The organism is Nonomuraea sp. NPDC054003 (assembly GCF_055585125.1).
Window position 1 is genome coordinate 23669 of sequence record NZ_JBVJKR010000006.1, and the last position, 19589, is coordinate 43257.

At 70.8% G+C, this 19589-nt stretch carries 11 protein-coding genes, 1 pseudogene and 1 riboswitch; of the genes and pseudogenes, 5 read left to right on the top strand and 7 right to left on the bottom strand.

What is annotated here, in order from left to right; translation table 11 throughout:
• Positions 1-50: 50 nt before the first annotated feature.
• The 3 genes from ACZ6YG_RS16660 to glgB form a co-directional block, all read right to left on the bottom strand.
• Complete coding sequence (locus ACZ6YG_RS16660; RefSeq protein WP_466018500.1) at positions 51-1418, bottom strand: S8 family peptidase; 1368 nt, start codon at positions 1416-1418, stop codon at positions 51-53.
• 84 nt (positions 1419-1502) lie between these two features.
• Positions 1503-3428, bottom strand: coding sequence for a S8 family peptidase (locus ACZ6YG_RS16665; RefSeq protein ID WP_466018501.1), 1926 nt, complete (start codon positions 3426-3428; stop codon positions 1503-1505).
• Between the two features lie 98 nt (positions 3429-3526).
• Positions 3527-5677 carry a 1,4-alpha-glucan branching protein GlgB gene (glgB, locus tag ACZ6YG_RS16670; protein WP_466018502.1) on the bottom strand — a complete coding sequence of 717 codons (2151 nt, stop codon included), beginning with the start codon at positions 5675-5677 and terminating at the stop codon, positions 3527-3529.
• 141 nt (positions 5678-5818) lie between these two features.
• Between glgB and ACZ6YG_RS16675 the strand changes: the two genes are divergently transcribed.
• The 3 genes and pseudogenes from ACZ6YG_RS16675 to ACZ6YG_RS16685 form a co-directional block, all read left to right on the top strand.
• Complete coding sequence (locus tag ACZ6YG_RS16675; protein ID WP_271277193.1) at positions 5819-7342, top strand: MFS transporter; 1524 nt, start codon at positions 5819-5821, stop codon at positions 7340-7342.
• 207 nt (positions 7343-7549) lie between these two features.
• Positions 7550-7698: riboswitch (cyclic di-AMP (ydaO/yuaA leader) on the top strand.
• A gap of 13 nt (positions 7699-7711) precedes the next feature.
• Positions 7712-8386 (top strand): CHAP domain-containing protein, encoded by a 675-nt coding sequence (locus ACZ6YG_RS16680; protein WP_466018503.1) that lies wholly within the window; start codon positions 7712-7714, stop codon positions 8384-8386.
• A 28-nt stretch (positions 8387-8414) separates the two neighbouring features.
• Positions 8415-8690, top strand: a pseudogene (locus ACZ6YG_RS16685) (DUF4328 domain-containing protein); the annotation flags it as partial.
• Here the strand turns inward: ACZ6YG_RS16685 and ACZ6YG_RS16690 are convergent.
• The 3 genes from ACZ6YG_RS16690 to ACZ6YG_RS16700 form a co-directional block, all read right to left on the bottom strand.
• Complete coding sequence (locus ACZ6YG_RS16690) at positions 8687-10027, bottom strand: maltokinase N-terminal cap-like domain-containing protein (RefSeq protein WP_466018504.1); 1341 nt, start codon at positions 10025-10027, stop codon at positions 8687-8689. The pseudogene ACZ6YG_RS16685 and the gene ACZ6YG_RS16690 overlap by 4 nt on opposite strands.
• A 3-nt stretch (positions 10028-10030) precedes the next feature.
• A complete protein-coding gene (gene treS / locus ACZ6YG_RS16695) occupies positions 10031-11731 on the bottom strand; it encodes a maltose alpha-D-glucosyltransferase (protein ID WP_148029430.1) in 1701 nt (566 codons plus the stop codon).
• A gap of 72 nt (positions 11732-11803) precedes the next feature.
• A complete protein-coding gene (locus ACZ6YG_RS16700) occupies positions 11804-13849 on the bottom strand; it encodes an alpha-1,4-glucan--maltose-1-phosphate maltosyltransferase (protein WP_219548324.1) in 2046 nt (681 codons plus the stop codon).
• Positions 13850-14087: 238 nt separating this feature from the next.
• Here ACZ6YG_RS16700 and glgP point away from each other — a divergent pair, with 238 nt between their 5' ends.
• The gene (gene glgP, locus ACZ6YG_RS16705; protein WP_466018505.1) at positions 14088-16670 is read left to right on the top strand and encodes an alpha-glucan family phosphorylase; all 2583 of its coding nucleotides are present in this window, start codon (positions 14088-14090) and stop codon (positions 16668-16670) included.
• A 45-nt stretch (positions 16671-16715) separates the two neighbouring features.
• Complete coding sequence (locus ACZ6YG_RS16710; protein ID WP_148029433.1) at positions 16716-17612, top strand: MurR/RpiR family transcriptional regulator; 897 nt, start codon at positions 16716-16718, stop codon at positions 17610-17612.
• Here ACZ6YG_RS16710 and ACZ6YG_RS16715 read toward each other — a convergent pair.
• Positions 17575-19488, bottom strand: a complete 1914-nt coding sequence (locus tag ACZ6YG_RS16715; RefSeq protein WP_466018506.1) for an N-acetylmuramoyl-L-alanine amidase — start codon at positions 19486-19488, stop codon at positions 17575-17577. The two genes, ACZ6YG_RS16710 and ACZ6YG_RS16715, sit on opposite strands and share 38 nt — an antisense overlap.
• Positions 19489-19589: the final 101 nt, after the last annotated feature.

The following is a 19589-nucleotide window of genomic DNA, read 5'->3' on the forward strand; positions in this document are numbered from 1 at the left end:
AAGCGGCAGAAGTCGGGCGCGTGTGTCCAACTCCTGCCAAGTGGGGCGGCTCAGCCCTGCGTGACGGCCGAGGTCGCGCGGCCCAGGTCGATGCGCGGCGTGCCGACGCTCCGGGAGGAGGCGCTGTAGACGACGGACCGGCCGGTCTCCTGGAGCCGCCGCAGGATCTGCGCCGCGTCGAGCGCCGGAAACGCCTGCTTCATCACCGCGAACGCCCCCGCCACGTGCGGCGCGGACATCGACGTGCCGCTCATCGACGCGTACGTGTCGTCCGGCACCGAGGACTCGATCGTCACGCCCGGCGCGAACAGGTCGAGCAGCGCGCCCCGGTTGGAGAAGACGGCGACCGCGTCGGCGTCGTCGGTGGCGCCCACCGTGACCGCGCTGGAGATGCACGCGGGCGAGGCGACGCCGTCGCGCGCGCTCCCGTTGCCGGCCGCCACCACGGGCGCGACGCCCAGGTTCAGCAGCGTGTCGAACTGGCCCTTGAGCGCCGACGCCTCCGGGTCGGCGTCGCAGTGCGCCTGGAAGGGGCCGCTGCCGCCGAAGCTCATGTTCACCGAGGCCACGTTGTACGTCCTGGCCACGCGGGTGACGTAGTCCAGCGCCAGCTTCTGGTCGGAGGTGTAGGTGACGAAGCAGGGGGCCTGGGCGCCGACCCCGCCGCAGCCCGTGGCGGTGTCGACCCGGCTGAAGACCTGGATGGGCAGGACCGCCGCGTCGGGGGCGACCCCGTTGCCGGGGGCGCCGGGCGCGTTCCGGCCCGCGGCGATGCCGGCCACGTGGGTCCCGTGGCCGCACTGGTTGACGCCGCGCGACATGCAGCGCGGGATCGCTGTGTCCGCCGCGCCCGGCCCGGTCTGGGTGTCCTCGCCGCTCGGGCACAGGGAGACGGACCCGGTGCTCGCGTCGGTGGTGGAGAAGCAGGCCTGGTCCACGATGCGGCCGGCCAGGAAGGGATGGTCGCCGTCGATGCCCAGGTCCAGGACGGCGACGGTGGCGCCGCGGCCCGTCCAGCCCGCCGCGTTGGCCCGGTCAGAGCCGATCACGCGGGTGCTGTCGGCCAGAAAGGGCACGCTCGGCCGGTCCGCGTACACGGCCTGGACCCGGGGGTCCCTGCGCAGCTCGGCGAGGGTGGCGGCGTCGACCTCGGCGACCAGGAAGCCCGCCGAGGCGGACGACTCCAGCACCTTGGCGCCGGCCGAGGCCCGCTCGACGTCCGTGGCGACCTTGCCCACCGGCTGGCCGGGCCGCAGCTCGACGATGGAGCGGACCTTCTTCTCGGACCTGATCTGCTCGACCAGGCCGTTGCCGACGGTGGGACCGTCGCTGACAGGAGTGCCGGCGTTCCCCGCGGGCGCCGTGCCCACGATCGTCGTCAGCGCGACCGCGCAGGCGAGCACAGAGCGAGATCCCACGGGTTTCCTCCGAGACGTCAAGCGGACGACACGGCGGATAGCTCCCCGGTCGTGTCGTCCGTGACGCCTCGGTTTTCTAGCCTTTTACCGGGATTTGATCACCTTGGTGGCAGCTTTCTTGAGCGCGGCATTCGTGGGCTTCTTGGCCAGCCGCACCTTCTCTGAGGATTTGAGGGTCTTGGTGCCGTTCACGCCGTGCGCCCAGTTGAGCCAGCCGGTGAGCAGCGCGCTGTCCAGCCTGCGCTTGGCGGTCTTGGTGTTCTTGATCACCCGGTACGCCTTGCCCAGCGACGAGGCCTTGGTCAGCTCGGGGAAGACCTTGCTGGCCTTGCCCACCAGCTTCAGATAGCAGGTGAGGGTCTCGTCGCTCATCGTGCCGCTGCCGCGGTGGATCTCCTTGGCCCACTGCTTGGCGGTCAGCCGCTTGGCCGCGGTGCCCCTGGTGCAGACCGGCGCGGCCTTGGCGGCCGGGGTCGGCGTGACGGTGATCGTGACCGTGACGGTGACCGTCGGCAGCGGCACCGGCGTCGGGTCGTCGGACGGCTGCTCCGGCTCGGGGGTCGGGCCGCTGCCCGTCGGGTCGGGCTGAGGGCTCGGGTCCGGGTCGGCCGGGTCCGGGTCCCCCGGGCCTGGATCGGCCGGGTCGGGGGCGGCCGGCGGGCTCTGGCTGATCTCCGGCTGCGGCGTGCCGCCCGTCACCGCCGCCGCCACGTCCAGCCGCGGCGTGCGCACCTCGGCGCCGTCGACCTGGTAGACGTACGGCCTGCCGGTCGACACGAGCTTGGCGATCAGGTCCGGCATCGGCGTGTCCGGCGACTGCGCCTTCAGCAGCGCCAGCGCGCCCGCCACGTGCGGGGTGGCCATCGAGGTGCCGCTGTAGGTGGTCATCTGGTCGTCAGGCACCGACGACTCGATGTCCACGCCGGGCGCGAACAGGTCGAGCAGCGCACCCCGGTTGGAGAAGTCGGCGATGGCGTCGCCGTCGTCGTTCGCCCCGACGGCCACCGCGGAGCTGATGCAGGCGGGGAACGTGGCGCCCTCGAAGTACTCGTTGCCGGCCGCGACCACGGTCGCGACGCCCTTGGCGAGCAGCGCGTCGATCTTCGGCTTGAAGACCTGCGCCTCCTCGCTGTCGTCGCAGCTCGTCTCGTACGGCATGCCGCCCAGGCTCAGGTTCACCGCCGCGATGGGCTCGGTGAGCGAGGCCACGTGGTCCAGGGCCAGCCGCAGCGACGACTCGTACGCCAGCAGGCAGGCGGCCGCGCCGCACAGGTCCTCGTCGTTGACCCGGCTGAACACCTGCACCGCGACGATCCCCGCGCCGGGCGCGACGCCGCCGGTGCCCGCGGCGATGCCGGCCACGTGGGTGCCGTGGTCGCACAGGTTCGTCCCGTCCAGCAGGCACTTGGCCGTGGTGGCGTCGGCCGAGCCGGCGCCCACCTGGCTGGTCTGGCCGTTGGGGCAGAGCGACTCGACGCCCGCGTCCACGGCGGAGAAGCAGGCCTCGGCCACCACCCGGCCGCTCAGGAACGGGTGGTCGAGGTCGACGCCGGTGTCCAGGATCGCGATGTTCTGTCCGGCCCCGGTGTGACCGGCGGCGTGCGCCTGGTCGGCCCCGATCTGCGCGATGCTGGAGGCCAGCGCGGGCGGGTAGGCGCGGTCGCGGTGGATGGACGTCACCCGGGGGTCCTCGGCGAGCGCGGCCAGCTCCTCGGCCGTGCCCTCGACCACCATGAACGGCTGGGCCTGAGGCTGCAGCAGCACCTCGACGCTGCCCTCGGCGGCCCTGGCCGCCATCGGGGCGTGCTGGGCGGGGTCGGTCAGCTCGACGATGGCGCGCACGCTGCCGCCGTCGACGGCTAAGCCCTCCTCGACCTTCTCTTCGGCGCTCGTGGCGGCGGGGGTTGGGGTCGGTGTGGGCAGCGTCGGCGTTAAATCGTCGGCGAACGCCGGCGCCGCGGGGAGCAGCGCCAGCATGATCGCGGCAGCGATCAGGGGGCGAAGTCGCACCGGCTTCCTCCGAGGAGACATGATCTCGGAGTTTAAGGTGATTTGTCAGGACCGGACAGGCCCTGCCGCTCCTTTCTCACCAGACTTTCAGGCACCAGTCAGGAAGGCGGAGAGGTCAGCCAGACCGCGCCCATCGGCGGCACCCGCAACGTCGTCGAGTAGCGCAGCCCGTGCCACGGCTCGTCGACCGCCTCCACCTCGCCCATGTTGCCCACGCCGCTGCCCCAGTACTCGTAGGCGTCGGTGTTGACCGCCTCCGCCCAGCGCCCCCCGTACGGGAGACCGAGCCGGTAGTTCTCGTGCGCCGCGCCGCTGAAGTTGACCACGCACGCCACCGCGGACCCGTCCTTCGCGTACCGCAGGAACGAGAATGTGTTGCCCGGCGCGTCGTCGGCGTCGATCCACCGGAAACCCTCGGGCCTGGTGTCCTGCTCCCACAGCGCCGGGGTGTCCTTGTAGAACCGGTTGAGGTCGCGTACCAGCCTCTGCACGCCCTGGTGGCCGTCGAACTCCAGCACCCACCAGTCGAGCCCGCGCTCCTCCGACCACTCCGAGCCCTGGCCGAACTCGCCGCCCATGAACAGCAGCTGCTTGCCCGGATGCGCCCACATGAACGCCAGCAGCGCGCGCAACTGGGCGAAGCGCTGCCACTCGTCGCCGGGCATCTTGCCCATCAGCGAGCCCTTGCCGTGCACCACCTCGTCATGGGAGAGCGGCAGGACGTAGTTCTCCGAGTAGGCGTAGATGAGCGAGAACGTCATCTGATGGTGGTGGTACTGCCGGAAGATCGGCTCGTGCCGGAGATACTCCAGCGTGTCGTGCATCCAGCCCATGTTCCACTTGAACCCGAAGCCGAGCCCGCCCAGGTGCACCGGCCGCGACACCCCGGGCCAGGCGGTCGACTCCTCGGCCACGGTCGCGATGCCGGGCGCCTCCCGGTAGCAGACCGAGTTCATCTCCTTGAGGAACTCGACCGCGTCGAGGTTCTCCCGGCCGCCGTAGACGTTGGGGGTCCACTCGCCCTCCCGCCGGGAGTAGTCGAGGTAGAGCATCGAGGCCACCGCGTCCACCCGCAGGCCGTCGATGTGGAACTCCTTGAGCCAGTAGAGCGCGTTGGCGACCAGGAAGTTGCGCACCTCGCGGCGCCCGAAGTCGAACACGTACGTGCCCCAGTCGGGGTGCTCGCCCCTGGCCGGGTCGGCGTGCTCGTAGAGCGGGGTGCCGTCGAAGCGGGCCAGCGCCCAGTCGTCCATCGGGAAGTGCGCCGGCACCCAGTCGAGCACCACCCCGATGCCCTTGGCGTGCATCCGGTCGACGAACGCGCGGAACTCGTCGGGGGTGCCGAAGCGGGCCGTCGGCGCGTAGTAGGAGGTCACCTGGTAGCCCCACGACCCGCCGAACGGGTGCTCGGCCACCGGCAGCAGCTCCACGTGCGTGAAGCCCAGGTCGGCCACGTACTCGGAGAGCTGGTCGGCCAGCTCCAGATAGGACAGGCCGGGCCGCCACGAGCCCAGGTGGACCTCGTAGATGCTCATCGGCCCGTTGCGCGGCTGCTCGTCGCGCCGCCCCGCCATCCACTCCTCGTCGGCCCAGACGTAGTCGGACTGCTCGACGACCGAGGCGGTCTGCGGGGGCAGCTCGGTCCTGCGCGCCATCGGGTCGGCCTTGTCGCGCCACACGCCGTCGGCGCCCAGCACCTGGTACTTGTAACGTTCGCCCGCGCCGAGGCCGGGGACGAACAGCTCCCACACCCCCGAGCGGCCCAGCGAGCGCATCGGGTAGGCGGTGCCGTCCCAGTGGTTGAAGTCGCCGATCACCCGGATGCCGCGGGCGTTGGGCGCCCAGACGGCGAACGCCGTGCCCGGCGTGTCCTGGTGTTCCATCACGCGGGCGCCGAGCACCTCCCACAGCCGCTCGTGCCGCCCCTCGCCGATCAGGTGCAGGTCGACCTCGCCCAGCGTGGGCCAGTGCCGGTACGGGTCGCGCGTCTCGTGCGCCTCACCGCCGGGATAGCGCACGCTCAAGGTGTACGAGGGAACCTTGTCCAGACCGGGGACCGTGGTCTCGAACACGCCGTGGGCCACGTGCTTCATGTCGTGCGCGGTGCCGTCGTCCAGCACCACGCGGACCCGTTCGGCGAGCGGGCGCAGCGCTCGGAAGGTCACCCCACCCGCTCCTGGGTGGGCGCCCAGCACGGAATGCGGATCATGGTGCGCCCCGCCCGCGAGGCGGTCGAGCTCTGTCCTCATCGGCATGCTCCCAACACTGCCCTATGGCGACCGTCCATCTGTGGCACTGCCCGCATTCACCCCGACAATCACCGAAAGTGCGGAATCTTGGGTTTATCGGGGATTGACCTCAAGCGTGGTTGGGTTTTTAGCGTTCCATGCATGGACATACAACAGCGTGCGGGCAAGCGGGAGTGGATCGGCCTGGCCGTCCTCATCCTGCCGACCCTGCTGCTCTCGATAGACGTGACCGTGCTGCACCTGGCCGTGCCCGCGCTGAGTGAGGACCTCCGGCCCACCGGGGCGCAGCTGCTGTGGATCAACGACATCTACGGGTTCCTGATCGCCGGGTTCCTCATCCCCATGGGCACGCTGGGCGACCGGATCGGGCGCAGGCGGCTGCTGCTGATCGGGGCCGCGGCCTTCGCGCTCGCCTCCGCCGCGGCCGCGTACGCGCCGAGCGCCGAAGTGCTCATCGCCGCCCGCGCCGCGCTGGGCGTGGCGGGCGCGACGCTCATGCCCTCGACACTGTCGCTGATCCGCACCATGTTCCACGACCCCGCCCAGCGGACGACCGCGATCAGCCTGTGGATGGTCGGCTTCACCGGCGGCATGGTGATCGGGCCGCTGCTCGGCGGGTCACTGCTGGAGACCTTCTGGTGGGGGGCGGCGTTCCTGCTCGGGGTGCCGGTGATGGCCGTGCTGCTGGTGGCGGGGCCGCTGCTGCTGCCCGAGTACCGCTCGCCCGCCGTGGGCCGGATCGACGCGCCCAGCGTGGTGCTGTCGGTCGCGGCCGCGCTCGCGGTCACCTACGGGGTGAAGGAGCTGGCCGCCGGCGGGGCGGGCGCCGTCGCGCCGCTCTCCCTGGTAGCCGGGACGGCGCTGGCGGTGGTCTTCGTACGAAGGCAGCGCGGGCTGGCCGAACCCCTGCTCGACCTGCGGCTGTTCGCCGAGCGGCGCTTCTCCGGGGCGCTGGGCACGCTGATGCTGGTCATCCTGGTGGGGCCGGGGATCGGCCTGCTGACGGCGCAGTACCTGCAACTCGTGCTCGGCCTGTCGCCGCTGGAGGCCGGGCTGTGGACGCTGCCCAACGCGGTGGCGATCATCTTCGGGTTCGTGGCGACCCCGGCGCTGGCGCGGCGGGTCCGGCCCGCGGTCCTCGCGGCCGGGGGACTGGTGCTCGGCGCGGCAGGGGTCCTGCTCCTCACGATGGCAGGCACGTCGGGGCTCGCCGCGCTGGTGACCGGGCAGACGCTGTTCTTCCTGGGCGGCTCGCCGCTGCTCGTGCTGGGCATCGACATCGTGGTCGGCGCGGCGCCGCCGGAGCGCTCCGGCTCGGCGGCGGCGCTGTCGGAGACCGCCCAGGAGTTCGGCGGCGCGGCCGGGCTGGCCGTCTTCGGGAGCATCGCCGCCGCCGTCTACCAGGCCCGCCTGCGCGTACCGGAGGAAGTCCCCGCGGAGGCGGCGGCAGCGGCCCGCGACACCCTGGGCGGCGCCATGGCCGTCGCGTCCGCTCAGCCCGCCTCCGTCGCCGCCACGCTCGCGGAGGCGGCCAGGGCCGCCTTCACCACGAGCCTCACGGTCACGGCGGCGGCCGCCTCGGTCGTCCTGCTCGCCGCGGCGATCCTGGCGGCCACCGCCCTGCGCCACGTCCCCCGGCTCGGCTCCTCGCCCGACGGTTCGTAACCGGATCGAAGGTAAAGAATTCGTGCGGGATCCCCCATGTCATAGGGGATCCCGTCGTCGGGGTCCGTCCCGCGCTTGCCCTTTCCCTTGCGCGACGATTACCTTCGGACCCATCGATGGCACGCGCTTGAGCAGCGCTTTTAGGTAAGCCCCCGCGCGTTGCCGATGAATTGCCGAGACCGCGCCCACCCGCGCACATGCGGGAACACGGCGCGGCCGCCGAATCCGCCCTCTGGCGGAACCGGGGACCCACCTTTCTCTGGGGTGAATCGGTCGCTCTTCACCAAGGGCGCACCGTAGGGCACTTCCACGCCCGAACCCGACAGCTAACCCGGTAGGCGGCATGGAAGCAAGGAGCAATCCCCGAGCATGGTCAAGCACATCTTCGATCGCATCCCGTCCACCTCCCGCCTGGCCCTGGGCGCCACCCTGGCACTCGGCGCCGCCTTCGCCGGCACCTCCGCCGCCGCCACCGCGGCCGCCGCCTCCCCCTCCCAGCCCCACCCGGTCGCCCAGCAGCACAGCAGCGCCGGCCAGGCCACCGCCGTCAGCGCGAGCACCGTCCTGCAGGTCGCCGAGTCGCAGATCGGCGTCACCGAGGACGCCGCCGGCGGCGGCACCAAGTTCCACCAGTGGTACATGTCCTCCCCGCGCGCGGCCGAGACCCTGGCCCGTGACGGCGGCGGCACGCCCGCGCTGTACGCCAACGCCCCCTGGTGCGCGATGTTCGTGTCCTGGGTCGGCGAGCAGGCCGGCGCCCGCTCCACGATCGGCTGGGACGCCTACACCGTCACCCACGCCCAGTGGTTCAAGGACAACAACCGCTGGGGCAGCGAGGCCAAGCCCGGCAGCGTCGTCTTCTTCGACTGGGGCGGCAGCAAGAACATCAGCGCCGTCGACCACGTCGGCCTGGTGAAGAAGGACAACGGCGACGGCACGATCACCACGATCGAGGGCAACACCGGCAACGGCAAGGTCGAGGAGCGCATCCGGCCCGTGTCCCACGTGGCCGGCTACGGCTACCCCGAGTACAAGGCCGCCTGAACGGCCTGACAACCGCGCCAGCCATCGGGACGAGAACGATCCTTGGCCGCGCTCGGGGCTGGTCACGCTCTGGTGGGCGCTCTGGCTGATCGGCAACTGGGTGGCGCTCGTGGCCGGGCGGCTGTTCTTCAACGCCGAAGAGCTGGAGTCCATGGCGTCGGCGGCCAGGTTCGACGTGCTGAGCTGCGCGCTGATGCTGGTGGCGGCGGTGCCGGCGGCCCTGGTGGTCCTGCGGATCAGCAACGCGCAGGAGGCGCGGCGCCCCGCCGCTCCGGTGTCGCCCTTCGAGAGCCCGGCCGTCTAGCGGAAGGCGGCCAAGGGGATCGACACCCAGGTGGGGCGGTTGCGGGCCTCGTACACGACCTCGTAGACCGCCTTCGACAGTTCGAACGCGCGCAGCAGCGCCGTGTCGGCGGGGGTGATGACGCCGCCGCCCTCGGCGTAGCCCTCAAGGAACGCGGCCCTGTTGCGCTTGGCCCACTCCTCGGCCATCGGCTCCAGGCGGGCCGCCTCGGAGTGGTCCGCCAGCAGGTGCCTGGCCGCGTAGTCGAACGAGCGCAGCATGCCGGCCACGTCGCGCAGCGGCGAGGAGAGCGCGCGGCGCTCGGCCAGCGGCTGGCCGGGCTCGCCCTCGAAGTCGAGCACCACCCAGTCGGTGGTGGTGCGCATGACCTGGCCCAGGTGGTAGTCGCCGTGCACCCGCTGGACGCGCACCTCGGTGGTCAGCTCCTCGGCCCGGTGGTAGGCGAGCTCCAGGGCGGGCACGTGCTCGCGCAGCTCGGGGACCTCGCCCACGGCGCGGCCGAGCTGCCGCCTGAAGTCCTCGGCCATCCGCTTGATCTCGTGCGGCTCCATCACCTCCGTGCCGAACGCCTCGCGCAGCTCGTGGTGGACGCGGGCGGTGGCCGCGCCGAGCCGGCCCGCCTCTGCGGCGAAGTCGCCGCCCGCCTCCGCGGCGGGGAGGCCGGGCAGCGAGTTGTAGAGGTCGCGCACGCTGGTGAGCGCCAGGTCCCAGCCGTCGGTGGAGTTCGACAGGAACTCCTGCATGATCGCCAGCGTGGTCGGGGTCTCGTCGAGGTCGGTCTCGATCCACCCGTACGGCTGCGCGATGTGCGGCGCCTGCCTGATCGCGAGCGCGGTGACGATCTCCAGCTCCGGGTTGACGCCGGGGACGAGCCGGCGGAAGAGCTTGCAGATGTACTCCTCGCCGAACACCAGCGAGGTGTTGGACTGCTCGGCCCCCAGCACCAGGCTGCGCTGGGTGGTGTCGATCTCGACGCCGGGCAGGTGGTGGAACCGCACGCCCGCCCGGCCCGAGCCGGCCGCCATCGACTCCAGGATCCAGCGGGTCAGCTCGTGGTCGTGGACGGCGTCGTACACCACGCATTCCCCGTCGTCCGCCGCGTACGGCCCGATGAAGGCGTGGGTGAGGGTGTCGGGAAGCTCCCTGCGCAGGCCGAGCAGGAGCTGGTAGCGCTCGCGGGACCCCTCCTGCCACACCGACACGATCAGGTGGCGCAGGCTCGGGTCGCCCGCCTCGATGACGACGTCGGAGTCGATCGACAGCGAGTCGATCGGGCGCCCCTTGCCGCCGAACCAGCGTTGGCGTGCGATCCATGCGGCAAGGAGCTCCTCCAGCACGTCCTACTCCTCCTGGGTGTGGGCCGGCGGCAAAGTGAACCAGTAGAACCCATGCCCAGGGAGCGTCAAAAGATACGGAAGTTCGCCAATCGGTGGAAACGGCACGCCACCCATGGTCTCCACGGGCGAGACGCCGACGAACCTGCGCAGGTCCAGCTCCACCGGCTGCGGGAAGCGGGACAGGTTGTTCACGCAGAGCATGCGGTCGTCGCCCAGCTCGCGGACGAACGCCAGCACGCTCGGGTTGGAGGAGTTGAGCTCGATGAACTCGCCGAGCCCGAACACCGGGTGGCGCTTGCGGATCTCGATCATCCGGCGGGTCCAGTGGAGCAGCGAGCCGGCGTTCTTCTGCTGGGCCTCGACGTTGAGCCCCTGGTAGCCGTAGATCGGGTCCATGATCACCGGCAGGTAGAGGCGGCCGGGGTCGCAGTCGGAGAAGCCCGCGTTGCGGTCCGGGTCCCACTGCATGGGGGTGCGGACGCCGTCGCGGTCGCCGAGCCAGATGTTGTCGCCCATGCCGATCTCGTCGCCGTAGTAGAGCACCGGCGAGCCGGGCAGCGAGAGCAGCAGGGCGGTGAACAGCTCGATCTGGTTGCGGTCGTTCTCCAGCAGGGGCGCCAGCCGGCGGCGGATGCCGACGTTCGCCCGCATACGGGGGTCTTTGGCGTATTCGGTATACATATAGTCGCGTTCTTCGTCCGTGACCATTTCGAGGGTCAGCTCGTCGTGGTTGCGGAGGAAGATTCCCCACTGGCAGTTTTCCGGAATTTTCGGCGTTTGTGCCAAAATTTCGGAAATGGGGTAACGGGACTCCCGGCGGACCGCCATGAAAATGCGGGGCATCAGCGGGAAATGGAAAGCCATGTGGCATTCGTCCCCGCCGCCCACCGGGTCGCCGAAATACTCCACCACGTCCGAAGGCCACTGGTTGGCCTCGGCCAGCAGCACCCGGTCCGGGTAGAGCCTGTCGACCTCGGCCCGCACCCGCTTGAGGTATTCGTGCGTCTTCGGGAGGTTCTCGCAGTTGGTGCCCTCCTCCTCGAAGAGGTACGGCACCGCGTCCAGCCGGAACCCGTCGATGCCCAGGTCGAGCCAGAAGCGCAGCACCTCCAGCATCGCGTCCTGCACCGCGGGGTTCTCGTAGTTGAGGTCCGGCTGGTGATGGAAGAACCGGTGCCAGTAGTACTGCCCGCGCACCTGGTCATACGTCCAGTTGGACGTCTCGGTGTCGATGAAGATGATGCGGGCGTCGGGGTAGCGCGTGTCGGTGTCGGACCAGACGTAGAAGTCGCCGAACGGCCCCTCCGGGTCGTGGCGGGACGCCTGGAACCACGGGTGGGCGTCGCTGGTGTGGTTCATCACCAGGTCGGCGATGACCCGCATGCCGCGCTTGTGCGCCTCTTCGACCAGCCGTACGAAGTCGCCGAGGTCACCGAACTCCGGGAGGATCTTCATGAAGTCGGCGATGTCGTAGCCGCCGTCGCGCAGCGGTGACTCGTACAGCGGGAGCAGCCAGAGGCAGTCGACGCCGAGCCACTGCAGGTAGTCGAGTTTGCCGATGAGGCCGCGGATGTCGCCCGTGCCGTCGCCGTTGGAGTCGGCGAACCCTCTGATCAGCACCTCGTAGAAGACGGCACGCCGGTACCAGTAGGGGTCGCGTGGTTTCTCGTCGTCGAAGGTGTTGGGAATGGGTGTGGAGCTCATGAGCTCTCCTCTCGGGTGCTCATGAGGGAGGCGCTTGCACACACTGTTGAAGACTCCCCGCTGAATTCAGCTCTACCGTGGCGACGCTCGTACGGTGAGAAGGTGGGCCGGCTGGATGTGAGGGTCGAGACGCACGTAGTTGTTCTGTCTCCAACGGTACGACTCGCCAGAAAACTCGTCGTCCACCACGAACTCGGCGTTCCAGTCGAGCCCGAGGGCGGGCAGGTCGAGGTCTACCGTGGCCTCGTGCGTATGGTGCGGATCGAGGTTGATCACCGCTATGACGACGTCGCCCAGTCCGTGCCGTCGTGTGGCCGCGTCGTAGGCGCCGGGCAGCCGTTTGGAGAAGCAGATGATGTCCGGCTGGTCGACCCGGTGGAACCGTAGGTTACGCAATTCCTGCAGGGCCGGGTGGGCCCTTCTGAAGAGATTCAGGTGGGTGATGAAGGGCGCCAGGCTGCGGCCCTCCCGCTCCGCGGTCACCCAGTCACGCGGCCGGTACTGGTACTTCTCGCTGTCGAGATACTCCTCGCTGCCGGGACGTACCGGCACGTTCTCCGCGAGTTCGTAGCCCGAGTACACCCCCCACGTCGGCGAGGCCGTCGCCGCCAGCACGGCCCTGATCTTGAACGCCGGGACCCCGCCGTGCTGCAGGTACTCGTGCAGGATGTCCGGCGTGTTGACGAACAGGTTGGGCCGCAGGAAGTGGGACGTGGCGTGGGACAGCTCCGCCAGGTAGTCCTCGACGTCCCACTTGGAGTTCTTCCAGGTGTAGTACGTGTACGACTGGTGGAAGCCGATCTTGCCCAGCGCGTGCAGCATCGGCGGCCGGGTGAACGCCTCCGACAGGAACAGCACGTCAGGGTCGGTGGCGTGGATGTCGGCCATGAGGCGCTCCCAGAACGCCACCGGCTTGGTGTGCGGGTTGTCCACCCGGAAGATCCGCACGCCGTGGTCCATCCAGTGGCGCAGCACCCGCTTGATCTCCGCGTACAGGCCCTCGGGGTCCTTGTCGAAGTTGAGCGGGTAGATGTCCTGATACTTCTTGGGCGGGTTCTCGGCGTACGCGATCGTGCCGTCGGCCCGGACGGTGAACCACTCCGGGTGCTCCTTGACCCACGGATGGTCGGGGGAGCACTGCAGCGCGAAGTCGAGCGCCACCTCCATGCCCAGCTCGCGGGTGCGGCCGACGAAGTCGTCGAAGTCGTCGATGGTGCCCAGGTCGGGGTGGACGGCGTCGTGCCCGCCGTCCTCCGAGCCGATCGCCCACGGCGAACCGGGGTCGTCGGGCTCGGGGTTGAGCGTGTTGTTGCGTCCCTTGCGGAAGGTGTGGCCGATCGGGTGGATCGGGGGCAGGTAGACGACGTCGAAGCCCATCTTGGCGATGGCGGGCAGTCGCTTGGCCGCAGTCTGGAAATTTCCGGACTTGGAGGCGCCGACGCCGTTGACCACGGCCCCCTCCGACCGCGGGAAGAACTCGTACCAGGAGCCGTAGAGCGCCCGCCGCCTGGACACCCGCACCTTCTGCTGCCTGGACCTGGTGACCAGCTCGCGCAGCGGGTGGGCCGCCAGCAGCGAGGCCGTCTCGGGCAGCTGCGCGATCGACAGCCGGGCCCGCGGGTCGAGGTCCTCGTCGCGCAGCCTCGCCGCGACGCCGAGCAGCGCGGCCCGGTGGCCGCAGGCGCTCTCGCCGTTGGCGCCGTCGGGAGCCGGGCAGTCGGCCTGCCGCACGGCCCTGGCCGCGCGCTCGAACAGGCGCGCGCCCTCCTCGCACATGAGATCGGTGTCGAGCCCGCGCGGGATCTTGATGTCGGCGTCGTGCAGCCAGCTGGCGATGGGGTCGCTCCACGCCTCCACGCGGTAGAGCCAGTCGCCCTCGCTCGGCAGGCAGACCTCCACGGCCCACCGGTCGGTGCCGGGGGCGGTCTCGCGCATCGGTCTCAGCCTGCCCCGCTGCCCGTCCGGCGCGGTGAGAACCACTCCGGCGGCCACGGCGTCATGGCCCTCCCGGAACACGGTCGCGGAGACCTCGAAGGTCTCGCCGGCGACCGCCTTGGCGGGCCACTGCCCGCAGTCGACGACGGGGGAGATGTCCGTGATGGGAATTCGTCCGATCATCGCATTTCAAGGTTTGCGACGGCACTCGGTACCGCCGGAGGCTTTCCTGGCAGGATCGATCCTTGCACGTGAATTGCGGGCAGCGGTGGATAGAACTCCCGAGTGTCCCCGGGAGAACCTGACATGGGGGAAAGTTGCCCCAAAAGTCTCCCTTCATGCTTCATCTCGGAAGGGGTTTGAAAGCCGGGACTGGGGGTGAAGGAACCAGACGTTCCTCCTAGCCCGTAGGGTTCACATTGTGAGAGCTATCCGCCGGTTCACCGTCCGGACCGTCCTGCCCGCGGAGCTGGCCGCACTCGGCGAGCTCGTCCACAATCTGCGCTGGTCATGGCACCCAGAGACGATGGATCTCTTCGCCGAGGTCGACCCCGTCCTCTGGGAGCGGGTCGGCCACGACCCGGTCGCGCTGCTGGGCGCCGTGGGGCCCGACCGGCTGGCCGAACTGGCCGCCGACCGCCGCTTCCGCCGGCGGCTCGCCGACGCCGCGGACGACCTGCGCGAGTACATGACCGCGCCGCGGTGGTACCAGACGCTGCCCGACGCCGCGCGGGCCATCGCCTACTTCTCACCCGAGTACGGCATCGCCGCCGCGCTGCCGCAGTACTCGGGCGGCCTCGGCATCCTGGCGGGCGACCACCTCAAGGCGGCCAGCGACCTCGGCGTGCCGATCCTGGCCGTGGGCCTGCTCTACCGCCACGGCTACTTCACGCAGTCGCTCTCGCCCGAGGGCTGGCAGCTGGAGCACTACCCGTCGCTCGACGCCGGGGGCCTGCCGCTGAGCCTGCTCAAGGAGCCCGGCGGCGCGCCGGTCAAGGTCCGCATCTCGCTGCCCGACGACCGGGTGCTGCACGCCCAGGTCTGGATGGCGCAGGTCGGGCGGGTCCCGCTGCTGCTGCTCGACTCCGACGTGGCCGAGAACGACAGCGCCGCCCGCGACGTCACCGACCGGCTCTACGGCGGCGGCACCGACCACCGGCTGATGCAGGAGCTCCTGCTCGGCGTGGGCGGGGTGCGCGCCATCCGGGCCTTCTGCCGCATCACCGGCAACCCCGACCCCGAGGTGTTCCACACCAACGAGGGCCACGCGGGCTTCCTCGGCCTGGAGCGCATCCGCGAGCTGACCGAGTCCAGGCTCTCCTTCGACGAGGCGCTGGAGGCGGTGCGGGCCGGGACGGTGTTCACCACCCACACCCCGGTGCCCGCGGGCATCGACCGGTTCCCCGTCGACATGATCGCCCGCCAGTTCGGCGGCGGCAACGCCTGGCCGACCGTGCCCGTCGAGCGCATTCTCGAACTCGGCGCCGAGGCCGATCCAGGCCGGTTCAACATGGCCGTCATGGGCATGCGGCTGGCCCAGCGCGTCAACGGCGTGTCCGAGCTGCACGGCGAGGTCAGCCGGGACATGTTCAAGGACCTGTGGCCCGGCTTCGACGTCGACGAGGTGCCGATCGGCTCGATCACCAACGGCGTCCACGCGCCTACCTGGGTCGGCCGCGAGTTCATGGAGCTGGCCGGCCGCGAGCTGCCGTCGCTGCTGGAGCGGGCGCGCGGCTGGGAGGGCGTGCAGAAGATCTCCGACGCGGAGATCTGGGAGATCAGGCGCGAGCTCCGCGGCCGCCTGGTCGAGGGCGCGCGGGCGCGGCTGCGCCAGTCGTGGCTCGACCGCGGCGCCTCGCCGGCCGAGCTGGGCTGGATCGACGACGTGCTCGACCCCGAGGTGCTGACGATCGGGTTCGCCCGGCGGGTGCCGTCCTACAAGCGGCTCACGCTCATGCTCAGCGACCCCGAGCGGCTGAGCGAGCTGCTGCTCCACCCCGACAAGCCGGTGCAGATCCTGATCGCGGGCAAGGCCCACCCGGCCGACGAGGGCGGCAAGAAGCTCATCCAGCAGATCGTCAAGTTCGCCGACCGCGCCGACGTCCGCCATCGCATCGTCTTCCTGCCCGACTACGACATGGCCCTGGCCCAGCTGCTGGTGCAGGGCTGCGACGTGTGGCTCAACAACCCGCTGCGCCCGCTGGAGGCTTCCGGCACGTCCGGCATGAAGTCGGCGCTCAACGGCGGACTCAACCTGTCCATCCGCGACGGCTGGTGGGACGAGTGGTACGACGGCACCAACGGCTGGGCCATCCCCACGGCCGACGGGGTGACCGACCCCGACCGGCGTGACGAGCTGGAGGCCACCGCGCTCTACGACCTGATCGAGCACGAGGTGGCCGACCGCTTCTACGACCGGGCCGCCGACGGGCTGCCCCGCCGCTGGATGGAGATGGTCAAGCACACCCTGACCTCGCTCGGGCCCAAGGTGCTCGCCGGGCGGATGCTCCGCGACTACGTGGTGGGCCTCTACACGCCCGCCGCCAGGGCCGCGCGGGCGCTGTCGGCCGACGGGTACGCTCCCGCGCGGGCGTTCGCCGACTGGCGGCTCAAGGTCACCAAGGAGTGGCCGGGCGTGCGCGTCGAGCACGTGGAGGCGTCGGGCGTCGGAGACACGCCGGAGGTCGGGGCCTCGCTGGAGCTGCGGGCCACGATCACGCTCGGCGACCTGGAGCCCGGCGACGTGCTGGTGGAGGCCGCCTACGGCAGGGTCGGCCCGCACGACGAGCTGATCCATCCCGAGTACGCCGAGCTGACCGCGGCCGGGGTCGACGACGACGGCCGCGCCCACTTCACCGGGGTGGTCCCGCTCGGCCGCACCGGCGCCTTCGGCTACACCGTCCGGGTCGTGCCGCACCACCCGCTGGTGGCCGCGCGGGCCGAGCTGGGGCTGATCGCCGTGCCCGAGGAGCCGGTCGGCATGACCAACGGCACCCTGCGCTGATTACGCGGTGTAGAAATCAGGTCAACCAACGGCATAATCAGGTCTGTGGACGACAGCGGCAACGGCATGCGAGCCGACACCCTGGTGGCCACGGTCCGTGGTGTGCTGCCGTCCCTGACGCCCGCTGCCCGCACCGTCGCCCAGCTGATCCTCGAGGACCCGGCGACGGTGGCCCGCAGCACGATCACGGAGCTGTCGGCCGCGTCGGGCACGAGCGAGGCGACGATCGTGCGCACCGCCAGGCTGCTCGGCTTCGCGGGCTACCCGCAGCTGCGCCTGGCGCTGGCCGCGGCCGCCGCCCAGCCCGACCGGCTGGTGCCCGGTGACCTGGCCCCCGACGACCCGCTGTCGGAGGTCATCCAGAAGGTCGCCAGGGCCGAGTCGGAGGCGATCAACGACACGGTCGCCCAGCTCACCTCCGAGCGGCTCGGCCTGGTCGTCGACGCCATCGTCGGCGCCCGCCGCATCGACGCCTACGGGGTGGGCGCCTCCGGCCTGGTGGCCGAGGACGTCGCGCAGAAGCTGCTGCGCATCGGCCTGTCCAGCCACGCCTTCCAGGACGCCCACCTGGCGCTGACCAGCGCGGTGCTGCTCAAGGACGGCGACGTGGCGATCGGCATCAGCACCTCGGGCGAGACGCCCGACGTGATCGAGCCGCTGCGCCGGGCGGGGGAGGCCGGCGCGACCACGGTCGCCATCACCAACAACCCCCGCTCGTCCATCGCGGAGCTGGCCGAGCACGTGCTCATCTCGGCCGGGCGCGAGACGGAGTTCCGTCCCGGCGCCCTGGCCAGCCGCATCAGCCAGCTCCTCGTCGTCGACTGCGTCTTCGTCGGCGTCGCCCAGCGCACCTACGACTCCTCGCAGGAGGCGCTGGCCAGCACCAGGCGCGCCGTCTCGGAGTTCACCCGGAGAACGTCACCCGCACGTCGTCAGCCTTGACGAACATGATCCGGTGCCCGAACTGGATCTGCAGATACTTCGTCTTGCCCCGGACCACCTGGTGGTTGGCCGGGTCGAAGGTGACGGCCCGGTAGTACTCGGTCGCCGCCGTCCCGGCCAGTGTGTACTTCTCGCCCGCCGAGAACGTGTACTGCAGCGGCGTGACCGCCTGGTACGGGACGCCCTCGGGGTAGGCGGCCTCCTCCGGATAGGCCCTGCCGTACACCGGCACCGTCGCCAGGCCCGGCCTGGGCGTGACCACGAGCCCCATCGACGGCACGGCGGTCGGCGCGGACGCCGGGTTGTGGAACCACGCCTTCTGGCCGAGATACCAGATCGCCGTCCAGTCGCCCTGCCGGTCGGCCACCGCGTACCGCTGGCCGGTGCTGGCCCGCGCGCTGTGGTCGTACACGCTGTAGAGGGACTCGCCCGTGGGGTGCTTGCCGATGTCCTTCACCAGCGGCGCGTCCTCGCGCGGCTCGGTGCGCAGCCAGACGGTGTGCGCGGGCAGCGGCGGGCAGGCGGCCTCCGGGTTCTGCCGGTCGCAGCCGTAGAAGTACGGCTTGTTGTTCTCGAAGTCGGGCCTGATCATGACCGCGCCGGAGCGGGGGCCGCCGAACGGGTGCAGCGGGGCGCCGAGCAGCTTGAAGTAGTGCGCCCAGTCCCAGAACGGGCCGGGGTCCTCGTGCATGCCGCGCACCGTGGTCGGGAGCGTGCCGGGCACGTTGTCGTGGCCGATGATGTGCGCCCGGTCGAGCGGCACGCCGTGCCGGAGCGCCAGGTAGCGCACCAGTTTGGCCGACGTCCGGTACATCGCCTCGGTGTACCAGGTGTGGCCCTCGGCCAGGAAGCCCTCGTGCTCCAGCCCGATCGACTTGGCGTTGATGTACCAGTTGCCGGCCTGCCAGGCGACGTCCTTGGCCTTGATGTGCTGGGCGATGTGCCCGTCGGAGGAGCGGAGCGAGTACTGCCAGCTCGCCCGGTAGGCCGGGTTCTGCACCAGTCCGACGGAGGGGCCGAAGTAGCCCTCCATGTCATGGATGACGATGTAGTCGATCTTCTGGGAGCTGGGGCGGTTCGCCAGGTCGTGGTTGCCGTAGCCGCCGCCGGGCAGCTCGGCGTAGCCGGCCGGGATCCACTCGCACGACACCGTGCTCGGGCACTCCACGCCGTCGCGGCGCGGCGCGCGCAGCCCCAGCTTCTCCAGCCACGCCACGACCTTGCCCAGGTTCGGGACGGGGCTGAGCCTGACCCGGTGGCCGTCGTCGGTGACCCGCTCCTCACCGGACTTGATCGTGGCGAAGACCTCGTCGGCGAAGAACCGGGCGGCCTCCTGCTGCTCGGCGCCCGAGTACTTGGCGACCGCGCCGTACCACTGGCCGGGGTCGTCGCTGAGCGGCGCGCCGATCGACTTCTGGTAGTCGGCCAGCAGCGCGGCGCCGCCCCTGATGTTGGCGGCCGGGTCGGCGCGCAGCCGCTCGCGGCTCTCTCCGGTCAGCTCGGCCGCCCGCTCCAGGGTGCGCAGCGCGGCGGGGATCTCGGCGGGCTCGGGCGCCTCGGCCGCCGGGACGGCGGGCCTGCTGTCGTCGCCGCGCGGGTCCTCCTCGTCCTGACCGTGGTGGTTGGAGCCGGTGTACGAGGCCGCGTCGGTCAGGTGCATGGGGCCGAAGCCCGCGTTGTTGCTGGGCGTCCCGGCGTGGGCGTCCCAGCGTGACTCCAGGTAGGAGACGCCGAGCAGCACGCTCTCGGGGACCTGGAACTCCTCGGCCGCCGCCGCGAAGGCCTGCTGCCGGTCGTCGGGCTCGGCGGCCGACGCGGCCGTGACGTGGGCTAAGGGCAGGATGGCGACCGCCGCGATCGCCAGCGCTCTGCGCATGTACCGCTCCTTGCTGGGGGCTGTCAGAACGGAGTCAGCGTCTCAACATTTTCCTTCTCTGGCGAGAGCTTTGCGAAGAAATTCTTCATCGACTGGGTCAC

Coding starts and splice junctions, on each gene's coding strand:
- glgB (WP_466018502.1), bottom strand. CDS start 5,677: ATGAGGACAGAGCTCGACCGCCTCGCGGGCGGGGCGCACCATGATCCG.
- ACZ6YG_RS16675 (WP_271277193.1), top strand. CDS start 5,819: ATGGACATACAACAGCGTGCGGGCAAGCGGGAGTGGATCGGCCTGGCC.
- ACZ6YG_RS16680 (WP_466018503.1), top strand. CDS start 7,712: ATGGTCAAGCACATCTTCGATCGCATCCCGTCCACCTCCCGCCTGGCC.
- treS (WP_148029430.1), bottom strand. CDS start 11,731: ATGAGCTCCACACCCATTCCCAACACCTTCGACGACGAGAAACCACGC.
- ACZ6YG_RS16700 (WP_219548324.1), bottom strand. CDS start 13,849: ATGATCGGACGAATTCCCATCACGGACATCTCCCCCGTCGTCGACTGC.
- ACZ6YG_RS16715 (WP_466018506.1), bottom strand. CDS start 19,488: ATGCGCAGAGCGCTGGCGATCGCGGCGGTCGCCATCCTGCCCTTAGCC.